The following is a 10,091-nucleotide window of genomic DNA, read 5'->3' on the forward strand; positions in this document are numbered from 1 at the left end:
GACGCAAGATCTCTCCGCCGCCCGGCAGGGGTCGACCGGGCCGCTCTCGCAGACACCGCAGGCCACAACCGAGGTGGCACAGGAAAGGCGCAGGGACCGGCCACCGACGGCCGCAAGCCAACACCGGCGTCGTCCGGGATTGCATCCAACCCGGCAAACCGATGCAGACCGGCTGTCCGAATGAAGCGTCGTCTTCGTCACGTATCGGGCAATGCGCCAACTGAGCGCGTGGACGGAGGACTTGCCCGCAACAGGCGCCATTCATCCCCGGGCGCGTTCTCACCCTACGGTTTTGCCCTGAAAGCGAATTGCAGACAGGGGCTGCATGACGCCGAAGATCGACCGGACGCCGCCGCGCGGAAGGCGATGGCAACAGGAGCCCGGGTCAAGAAATCCAGGCATTTCCAAAGGTCCGCGCGTCGATCAGGAAAATCCGGTCCCAACCCCCGACAAGGTTCACGTTCTGGCCTTCTCGAAGGCGCTCCAGGCTGTCTCGAAGCGGGTAAAGTCGAACCCGGGTGCGCGCGCGGCATCGAGCACGATGTGCTCGGTAGCGAGCAGCTTGTCGATCGCCGCTTCCAGCTCCGGGAGCACCGCTTCGGGAATTGCGACCGCGCCATGGCGGTCGGCGTGGATCAACGCGCCCGGCCGGACCGTCAACCCGTGAATGGTCACCGGCACGTCGATCTCCGTGACATGCACAAATCCATGACTCACGCCGACGGAGCCGGCAACGACGGGAAACCCGTCCGGCAGATCGCCCAGATCGCGCATCACCCCATTGGTCAGCGCCCCGGCAAGACCGAAGCCCTTGTGAACGGTGGTGTTGATCTCGCCCCAATAGGCGCCGATGCAATCGGGGAAATCCATATCCTCGATCACGGCAACGGCCGGCATCGCCCCTTCGGCCATATAGCGGTAGTACGCCATGCGGCGCGCGCGCACGACCTCGGGCGGCTCCTGCGACGGTGCCAGAGCCGCAATGCGGGCGGTGCGCGCAAAGCCCACCATGGGCGGCGCGTCTGGCGCGGAAGACAGCATCGTGCCGCGGGTGAAATCGTTGAAGCCGCGCCGTCCTTCAGCCACCTCGATGGCATTGCACACGGTGGGCGTATCGACGCGCCGCAGCACGTCCAGAAGCGAAGAAGACAAATTGCTCATGCTGTATCCTCCAGCCAGCGAACGAGGGCCGCTGTCGTCTGTTCGGGGCGTTCGAGGGTGGGCAGATGCCCCGCCCCGTCGATGATTTCCAACGTGCTTTGCGGCATCAACTCGTGCATCAGCTTGTGCCGGGACAGCGGACACAGCCGGTCGTGTCGCCCGCACAGAACCAGCGACGGACCGCAATAGGCCCGCAAGGTCTCTGTCTGGTCGGGCCGGTCACGCAGCGCCTTCGACTGGGTCACGAAGACATCGGGTCCGAGGACGCGCGCCATCTCCAGACACAGCGCGGAAATACCTTTCGGATCAGTGGCGTCATGCAGATAGTTCGGGATCATCACATCGCGCATGACGGCGTCGAGCCCGCCCGCCTGAACCGCCGCGATCTGCGGACCGCGCCGCGCCTTGACGTCTCCCGCCTCCGCCAGCGGATTGGTGTCAAGAAGCGCCAGCCGCTCAACCCGCTCCGGAGCCTGTCGGACGACTTCCATAGCGAGAATGCCGCCCATGGACAGGCCAGCGAGCGCAAAACGCGGCGGCGCACTGGCCAGAATGCCGGCGGCCAGCTCCGCCATCGTGTCGCGCCCGGCAACGGGCATGGACATCACCGGAATGCGGCCGGACAAGGTGGCGATCTGCGGCGCGAAGAGACGCGCGTCGCACATCATGCCGGGCACCAGAACGAGGGGCGTCATCGGACCTCCAGTGGGTTTGCAACGGCCACGCGGCGAAACCGACGCCGCGTGGCGCATATGGCCGTCAGCCAACCCAGGTCGATCCGGCCGGATCATCCGTGGCAGTGACGCGGTAAAGGCTCGCCTCGCCCGTCATCGACGGCGCGATGGCATGGCTCTCGCCCGGATTGAGCAGGCAGGTGTCGCCCGGATTGAGCACGGTCTCGCCGCCCTCATGACGCAGCTTCCAGTGTCCCCGCACGGGCATGAGAACGGTGTGCTTGTCACGCGCCGCCATCTCGTCGGCGACCGAGCCGCGCGTCAGGAACTCGACCTCGAAGCCGGGCCGGTCCTTCAGGAGCGCATCGGGGCCGATCACCCGGGCCGGCTTGTCTGCGGCAAGAGCCATCAGGTCCCAGTAGCGCGCCACATAATCGCGCACGACCTTTTCCACCGGCACGTCCGGAAAGGCGGTCAGCTCATCTTCGCTGAGCAGCGGCATCGGCGCCACGGCGTCCGGCAGGGTCTCGCCCTTCTTGCTGTCGTAGAGCACGCCATTGCTGCCGAGAACGAGGCCATGCGCCCGCGCTTCCTCGATCACCTGCGGCGCCCAGGTCACGCCACCGCCGGCATCGTCTCCCCCCAGGATCGCCATGATCATTCCATAGTCGGTCCCGACATTCTCGAAACCGCGAAAGATCCCGGTCGGAATGTTGAAGATGTCGCCTTCCTCGGCAATGAACTCGCCGGCGGTGCCGTGACGCCCCCAGAAGAACCGCCACCGCCCCTTGAGAACGAAGAACACTTCCGCCGTGGTGTGACTGTGCAGCGAGTTCCGGCAGTTCGGCGGCTGCCCCGCCGCCCCGATGTTGAAGCCAGGCGTCTCGCGGATATGAACGTGCTGGTCCGGACTTTCCGAAACGCCGCCACCGATGATGGTGAAATTCTCCTTCTGATCGCTGCCCGGCGTATGGGCGTCGATGAAGGCAGTCTTGCAGGGGCGCAGCTCGCCATAGCGGACGATGCGCGAAGCAATATCGGACATGATGTCTCTCACTGTCAGGAAAGGAAAATTGTCAGTCGGCGGTCCAGCCGCCATCGATCATCAGCGCCGTGCCGGTGACGAGCGCCGACGCATCGGAGGCCAGAAACTGCACGGCCCCCATGATGTCCTCGACCTCGCCGACACGGCCCAGCTTGATCTTGTCCTCGATCCAGGCCCGACGCTCCGGCTGTTCGAAGGTCGATTGGGTCAGGGCGGTCTTGATGAAGGTGGGGCAAATCGTGTTGACGCGAATGCCGGCCTTGCCCCACTCGATCGCCATCGACTTGGTGAAGCCCTCGACCGCATGTTTCGTGGCCGCATAGACCGCACGGTCGACCCCGCCAACCTGCGCCATTTGGCTGGACACGTTGATGAGCGAGCCGGGACGGCCCGCCGCCATCAGCCCGCGCGCCACCGCCCGTGTCAGGAAATAGGCTCCCTTGAAATTCAGGGCCGTCACCGCGTCGAAGTCGGCCTCGGCGGTCTCCAGGGCGGGCCCGTGCCGGGCCAGGCCTGCCGAATTGACCAGGATGTCAAACGGTCCGCCATCGGCGACAGCCTCCTCTGCGGCCGCGACATCGGCAACATCGAGGGTCATCGCCTCGGCGGAATACCCGGCCTCCCGAAGCGCTGCCACAAGTGCCGCCAGTTTGTCCGCCGACCGAGCGGCGACCACCGTCTGCGCCCCGGCCCGAGCAAGGGCAGACGCACAGGCCAGCCCGATACCGGAGGACGCACCGGCCACCAGCGCCCGTTTGCCATCAAGACGAAAGCTCGGAGTGAGCGGAAGGACAAAGGTATTTCGCGTGTTCATGTCTCGGTCATTCCCGGTTTCGCTTGCGTGTCGTTCCGCGCTCGATCAGGGCGCTGTCGATCTCGACGCGGGCGCGCTCCAACGGTTTGCCATTGATCAGCTGCATCATCATGTCGACCACCGCCGCGACCATCTCGTTTGCGGGTTGGCGCAGGGTCGTCAGGTCGAACACCCGCCATGCCGCCATTTTCACGTCATCGAAGCCGACGACCGAAACATCCTCCGGCACCCGCAGCCCCAGATCATGCTGAAGCGCCTCCAGAACAGCGAAAGCCATGTGATCATTTCCGACGAAGACCGCTTCTGGCCGCTCCGGCCCGGCGAAGATCTCGCGCGTTGCCGCCATCGCCGTCGCGCGGTCGTAGCGACCGTCGACGCAGGCCACAGGCTCCAGACCGTGGTCGGCCAGGCCGTCGAGAAAACCACGCATCCGGTCGACGCCGGTCAGAGATCCCTGCCAGCCCGAGATATGCGCGATTCGCCGATGCCCGAGTCCGACGAGGAAATTCGCAGCCTTGCGCCCACCTGCGTAGTTCGTCGCCGTCACCGCCGGAATCGCCGGATCGTTCTGCCCACGGTTGAACAGCACCAGCGGAATGCCGGCGTTCCTGATTTCCTGCGTCAGCTTCAGCGTCGTGCTGACGGAGGCCAGGATGATGCCATCCACCTGATGCGCGAGCAGATCCTCCACCGCCAGATCGACGCTGTTCTCGTCGTTCGAGGCGGTGAAAACGATAATGTGGTAGCCGAACTCCTTGAGCGTCCTCGACAGAAGCTCGATGGCCTCGGAATAAAACGGATTGTCGAGATAGGCGACGACCAGGCCGATTACGTTGGACTGCCCCTTGATCATCGCCCGCGCCAGCGTGTTCGGCCGGTAGCCCAGCTTGCGCGCGGCCTCTTCCACCCGGGCGCGCAGTTCCGGCGAAACCCGGGCGCCCGGCGTGAAGGCGCGGCTGACGGTCGGCTGACTGACACCCGCCGCACGCGCCACATCCACGGAGGTAACCCGGTTCTCCACCATCCCGTCCTCGCTGTCGCCGTTATCCACGCACCGCCGCTGGCGCTCCGTAAGCCACGTTTTCGCCGCCGTAGCGCCGGACACGCAGGTTGCACTGCTCCGCATGGCCGACAAAGCCCTCCAACAGGCACAACCGCGAGCCATAGGCGCCAATCTTTGCCGCCGCCGCGTCGCTCGTGATTTTCTGATAGGAATGCGTCTTGAGGAACTTGCCGACCCACAGCCCGCCAGTGTAGCGGCCGGCCTTCTTGGTCGGCAGCGTGTGGTTGGTGCCAATCACCTTGTCGCCGTTGGCGACGTTGGTGCGCGCGCCCAGGAACAGCGCGCCGTAGCAGGTCATGTTGTCCAGGAACCAGTCATCGCGGTCGGTCATCACTTGGACGTGCTCGGAGGCAATCTCGTCGGCCACCTGGAGCATTTCCTCATAGGTGTCGCACAGGACGACCTCGCCGTAATCCTCCCAGCTCACCCGCGCGGTGTCGGCCGTCGGCAGAATGGCGAGGAGACGTTCGACCTCCGCCAGCGTGTCCTGTGCCAGCTTGCGCGAATTGGTGACCAGGACCGCCGGCGAATTGTAACCGTGCTCGGCCTGTCCCAAGAGGTCGGTCGCGCATATTTCCGCGTCCACGGTTTCGTCGGCGATCACCATGGTCTCGGTCGGACCGGCGAACAGATCGATGCCGACCCGGCCGAAGAGCTGACGCTTGGCTTCCGCGACGAAAGCATTGCCCGGGCCGACCAGTAAATGAACCGGCGCGATGCTTTCCGTTCCGATGGCCATGGCGCCGACCGCCTGGATGCCGCCGAGCACGTAGATTTCATGCGCACCGCCCAGGTGCATCGCAGCGATCACCGCCGGATTCGGCTCGCCGTTGAACGGCGGGGTGCAGGCAACGATGCGCGGCACGCCGGCCACGGCGGCGGTCGCCACCGACATATGCGCGCTGGCAACCATCGGGAACTTGCCGCCCGGCACGTAGCAGCCAACCGACTGCACCGGAATGTTCTTGTGTCCGAGAATGACCCCCGGCAGCGTTTCCACCTCGATATCGGTCATGGAGTCACGCTGCGCCTTGGCGAATTTCTTGACCTGCTCCTGCGCGAACCGGATATCTTCCATGTCCTGCGGGCTGACCTTGGCGATCAACGCGTCGATCTCGTCCTGGCTGAGCCGGTAGCTCTCCCGGTCGTAATTGTCGAACCTGTTGGCCAACTCGCGTACCGCGGTATCGCCGCGCGCCTCGATGTCTTTCAGCGTCGCCGCCACGACCTCGGCGGTCTTTGCATCATCCGCCGCCCGGTCGGCCTCGGGCTTGCCGCGCTTGAGATACTCGATCGTCATGAGGGATGTCCTTTCGTCTCCGGCCGATGCCGCATCGGCGCCGGCCTCATGCCTGCAAACAGGGAGTTAACGCCCGTAGCCAAGCAGGGTCTCGGGCAGAACCAGCGACAGCCACGGCACATAGGTGATGATGAGAAGGGCCACGAACATTGCCGCCACCCAGGGAAAGATCCGCCGCGCGATCTTGTCGAAGGGAATGCCCCCGACCTGCGCGGCCATAAAGAGATTGGCTCCGAGCGGCGGCGTCACGAACCCGATGGCGAGCGCCACGATCATGACGATGCCGAAATGCACCGGATCGACACCCAGCTGCAGCATGATCGGCAGGAGCACCGGCGTCAGGATCACGATGGCCGCCAGCGTCTCCAGAAAGGTTCCGACGATGAGCAGCAACACCAGGGCCGCCAACAGCACCAGATATTTGCTGTCAGTCAGCGACAGAACGAATTGCGCCAGTTCCGAAGGGATCTTCTCCAGCGCGATGATGCGGCCGAAGGCAACCGAAGCGCCGATGATGACCAGCACCGCCGAGACCAGAAGGGCGGATTCCAGCATGATTTTCGGGACCGCCTTGAGCGGCAGCTCCCGATAGACGAAACAGCTCACCACGAGCGCATAAACAACCGCCACGGCTGAGCTTTCCGTGGGCGTGACGACACCCGAATAGATACCTCCGAGCACGACGATCGGCATGGCCAGGGCCAGCTTTGCGTCGTTGAGTGCGGCCAGCAGGCTGCCGCCGCGCATCGCCTCCGCCGCCACCGGGCGCGGGATACGGCGGCGCTGCAGGATGTTGTAGCCGATCAGGGTCAGCGCGATGACAATGCCCGGCACGACGCCCGCCATGAACAGCGCGGTGACCGACACGCCGGCGGCGACCGCATAGACGATCATCACAACGGAGGGCGGTATCATCACCCCCAATCCGCCGGCGCTCGCCACCATCGCCCCCGCATAGGCGCGGTCGTAGCCACGCTCCACCAGCGCCGGGATCAGTGCCAGGCCGATGGCCGCCACCGTTGCGCTGCCGGTGCCGGAAATCGCGGCGAAGAACAGGCAAGACATGATCGTCACCGTACCGAGATCGCCCGGCGCGCGGCCGAAGGCCCGGTCTGCAACGGCGATCAGGCGCCGCGAGATTCCCCCTTGCGCCATCAGACTGCCGGCGAGGGTAAACAGCACCACCGCGATCAGCGTGAAGCTGTCGATCCCCGACACGAGCCCGAGGGCATACATGTCGAAATTCAGAAACGGGATATAGGCGATGGCAAGCAGGCTGGCCGCTCCAAGCGCGATCCCGATGGGCACGCCGATCAACAGGAGCAGAAAGAAGCTACCGAATAGGATCGCGGTGGTCATGATCAGATATCCGTCTGCGGCCCAAGCCGGGTGTCACCAGCAACCAATGTCCGCCACAGGGACTGCAGCAGACGCAGGCTGCTGAGCGCGCCCGAGAAAATGATTGCCATATAGAGAAAACCAAGCGGCCATTCCGTCGAAGACAGGATCTTGCCCCAGCCGAATGCCTTTTGCGTGATGACCACGCCGAGCCAGCACACCGCCACGGAATAGATCAGAAAAATCAGCTCGGAGAGCGCGAAGACCCACCGCCGTGCCGTCGCCGGCATCATGTCGAGCAAGACCGTGACACGCATGTGCCGGCGCTCGCGAATGGCGTAGCTGACACCGAAATAAATCATGTAGACGAAACAGAAGCGGGCCAGCTCGTTCGCCACAGCGATCGAGGTGGAGAAGGCAAAACGGGCGACGACATCCGAAAAGACAAGCAGGACGATCGCACTCAGCATCCCAACGATCACCGTCGGCTCGAACCATTTTTCAAGCGCACGCATCGCCCCTCCCTCCTTCAGGCCCTGATGTTTGCACGGCGGCCGCCTGTGTCAGGTGGCCGCCGTTCGCCCAGGCGATTACTTCGCCACGGCCGCCATGAACGTGTCGTAGAAGTCATCGCCAACCTTGGCGCGGATATCCGCCTCGATGGCGGCGTTCATGACCTCGCCGAGCCGCTTCTTGTCGGCGGCTGGCAGTTCATTGACCTTGAGGCCGGCCTCTTTCAGCTTTTCCAGCGTCGCGGCATTGGCTGCAGCCGTCAGGTCGCGCTGCCGGGCGACGGTTTCGCGTGCGACCTCCTCGACAAGGTTTTTGTCGGCCTCCTCAAGGCTTTCGAACCAGTCGAGATTGGCCATCCAGAGTTCCGGCCAATAAATATGCCCGGTCAGTGACACATAGTCCTGCACCTCGAAGAACCGCTCGATGGTCATCGAGCTGAGCGCGCTCTCCTGGCCGTCGATCAACCCCTGCTGCAGCGAGGAATAGATTTCCCCCCAAGCAAGCGGCACCGGCACCGCTCCGACCGACCGCCACGCCTTGATGGCGATGGGGTTGTCCGCCGAACGCATCCGCAAGCCCTTGAAGGCATCGAAACTGTCGAGCGGCGCACGGCTGTTGGTGAAGCTGCGGAACCCCAGTTCCATGAAGCCCATATTCTTTAGACCGCGCGTTTCCATTGCAGCGGAAATCGCCGCCCCGGCGTCGCCGTCGAGCAGCGACCGCGCCTCTTCCTCATCCTGAAACAGAAGAAACTGATCGAGGACCGCGAGCTGGTCGACGGCCGCACTCAGGTGCACCGACGCGCCGGTCGTCATGGTGATGTTCCCGGACTGCACCAGCTCGGTCATTTCCTTGACGCTGCCAAGCTGGCCACCTGGATAGATCTCGACCTCGATGCCACCGTTTGACCGGGCTTCCAGCTCACTTTCGAAATAGGCGAGCGCCTGATGGATCGGCGAGGATTCTGGGGTGGCATGACCGATGCGGATGGTGGTGTCGGCGAGCGCCGGAACGGCCAGGACAAGGCTTGCGCCGAGCGTGACAAGCGGTGCGAATTTCACGGGGTTTCCTCCTCAAGATCCCACGGCTCTCCCGCGGTGAATACGTATTCACATAGTCAAACCACAGATCCCTCGATCCCGCAAGGCTTTTGAGAATACGTATTCACCACCCGACATCTCCCGCGCTGGAGACCAAGCTCGAACGCCAGGATCCGCGAGGGTTTTGGTCTTAAAACGGAGGACCCAACCATTACCGGCGGCGCGAACAGCGCCTGCCAAAAGTATCCATCTGTCGGGTCTCCATCGACGCATCTGACCACCCGCCGGCAAATCAGCCAAGCGGGTCGATTTCCCTACTGCCCGTTAATGCGGCGAAGTCGAAAAGGATCTGACCGCCCCCTTTGGCTGCGGGACCTGAGAGAACAGTGCGCCGATCGACGCCAAGGTCGCAGCACCCGATTTCTTCCCCGCCGCGGAGGTTGTCGTCTGCCTGGCAATCGCCGAAGGCGCCCGCGCGGCGGCGGAGGAGACATCGCTTGAAAGGCCAAAGGGCGATCATCGGCGTGTCCTATCGCCGGCGCGCCGTTCTGCGGATGCAGGATGGAAGGATCGGACCGAAAATAGTTTTGCGTCTGCTCGCCATGACGTTGCAGACTTCGGCGAGCACGGTCGGGCGGACGTATGCGCGAGAGCTTAGGAGATTCGGATCGATGCTGGTCTCGGCACCGGCCGAAGCCCGAACCATCCTCGCGACGCTGGTTTGAACAGGACTACGGCTGTGAATACAGCCCAGGGGAGCCCAGCCCCCTCAGATTCTTCAAAACACTGAAGGGAAGGAGGGCTCCGATTTTTTATGGGAAGCGGTCTGCCAAGCCCAACTTTCCCGCCCAGTTGCTTTTAGAGTCGGGAGAGCACCACCCAGCAAACGGGTGGTGGATCGTTGTTGATCGTTTGAAAACCGGCCGGTTGCGACTGCTGCAAACGCCAAACGCAAAAACGCCCCGGACTTTGATCCGGGGCGTTTTCAGAAACTGTAGGCGTCCGACCATTCCGCGGGACCGTGACCCCGCGTTAAGTCTGCTGTTTTTTATCGTAGATATGTTTTAAGTTTTACGCTTAGCGGGCCTGGCGGCGACCGACTCTCCCACGTCTTAAGACGCAGTACCATTGGCGCTGGGGCGT

At 63.7% G+C, this 10,091-nt stretch carries 9 protein-coding genes; all 9 read right to left on the bottom strand.

What is annotated here, in order from left to right; genetic code table 11:
- Positions 1-456 precede the first annotated feature (456 nt).
- Positions 457-1,161 (bottom strand): RraA family protein, encoded by a 705-nt coding sequence (locus tag LC092_RS12830; protein WP_224806933.1) that lies wholly within the window; start codon positions 1,159-1,161, stop codon positions 457-459.
- The gene (locus tag LC092_RS12835) at positions 1,158-1,856 is read right to left on the bottom strand and encodes an alpha/beta fold hydrolase (protein ID WP_224806934.1); all 699 of its coding nucleotides are present in this window, start codon (positions 1,854-1,856) and stop codon (positions 1,158-1,160) included. The genes LC092_RS12830 and LC092_RS12835 overlap by 4 nt, the downstream gene beginning before the upstream one ends.
- A 64-nt stretch (positions 1,857-1,920) precedes the next feature.
- The gene (locus LC092_RS12840; protein WP_224806935.1) at positions 1,921-2,880 is read right to left on the bottom strand and encodes a cupin domain-containing protein; all 960 of its coding nucleotides are present in this window, start codon (positions 2,878-2,880) and stop codon (positions 1,921-1,923) included.
- 31 nt (positions 2,881-2,911) lie between these two features.
- Positions 2,912-3,694, bottom strand: coding sequence for an SDR family NAD(P)-dependent oxidoreductase (locus tag LC092_RS12845; protein ID WP_224806936.1), 783 nt, complete (start codon positions 3,692-3,694; stop codon positions 2,912-2,914).
- A gap of 7 nt (positions 3,695-3,701) precedes the next feature.
- Positions 3,702-4,745 (bottom strand): LacI family DNA-binding transcriptional regulator, encoded by a 1,044-nt coding sequence (locus LC092_RS12850; protein ID WP_224806937.1) that lies wholly within the window; start codon positions 4,743-4,745, stop codon positions 3,702-3,704.
- The gene (gene hisD / locus LC092_RS12855) at positions 4,738-6,057 is read right to left on the bottom strand and encodes a histidinol dehydrogenase (protein ID WP_224806938.1); all 1,320 of its coding nucleotides are present in this window, start codon (positions 6,055-6,057) and stop codon (positions 4,738-4,740) included. The genes LC092_RS12850 and hisD overlap by 8 nt, the downstream gene beginning before the upstream one ends.
- A 66-nt stretch (positions 6,058-6,123) precedes the next feature.
- A complete protein-coding gene (locus LC092_RS12860; protein WP_224806939.1) occupies positions 6,124-7,416 on the bottom strand; it encodes a TRAP transporter large permease in 1,293 nt (430 codons plus the stop codon).
- Between the two features lie 2 nt (positions 7,417-7,418).
- Positions 7,419-7,910 carry a TRAP transporter small permease gene (locus tag LC092_RS12865; RefSeq protein WP_224806940.1) on the bottom strand — a complete coding sequence of 164 codons (492 nt, stop codon included), beginning with the start codon at positions 7,908-7,910 and terminating at the stop codon, positions 7,419-7,421.
- Between the two features lie 75 nt (positions 7,911-7,985).
- Positions 7,986-8,969 carry a TRAP transporter substrate-binding protein gene (locus LC092_RS12870; RefSeq protein ID WP_224806941.1) on the bottom strand — a complete coding sequence of 328 codons (984 nt, stop codon included), beginning with the start codon at positions 8,967-8,969 and terminating at the stop codon, positions 7,986-7,988.
- Positions 8,970-10,091 lie beyond the last annotated feature (1,122 nt).

Source organism: Stappia stellulata (assembly GCF_020176715.1).
Taxonomy (GTDB): Bacteria; Pseudomonadota; Alphaproteobacteria; order Rhizobiales; family Stappiaceae; genus Stappia.

What these genes read in the sequence shown, in the direction of transcription:
- hisD (WP_224806938.1), bottom strand. Translation starts at nt 6,057, where the DNA reads ATGACGATCGAGTATCTCAAGCGCGGCAAGCCCGAGGCCGACCGGGCG.
- LC092_RS12860 (WP_224806939.1), bottom strand. Translation starts at nt 7,416, where the DNA reads ATGACCACCGCGATCCTATTCGGTAGCTTCTTTCTGCTCCTGTTGATC.
- LC092_RS12865 (WP_224806940.1), bottom strand. Translation starts at nt 7,910, where the DNA reads ATGCGTGCGCTTGAAAAATGGTTCGAGCCGACGGTGATCGTTGGGATG.
- LC092_RS12830 (WP_224806933.1), bottom strand. Translation starts at nt 1,161, where the DNA reads ATGAGCAATTTGTCTTCTTCGCTTCTGGACGTGCTGCGGCGCGTCGAT.
- LC092_RS12845 (WP_224806936.1), bottom strand. Translation starts at nt 3,694, where the DNA reads ATGAACACGCGAAATACCTTTGTCCTTCCGCTCACTCCGAGCTTTCGT.
- LC092_RS12840 (WP_224806935.1), bottom strand. Translation starts at nt 2,880, where the DNA reads ATGTCCGATATTGCTTCGCGCATCGTCCGCTATGGCGAGCTGCGCCCC.
- LC092_RS12835 (WP_224806934.1), bottom strand. Translation starts at nt 1,856, where the DNA reads ATGACGCCCCTCGTTCTGGTGCCCGGCATGATGTGCGACGCGCGTCTC.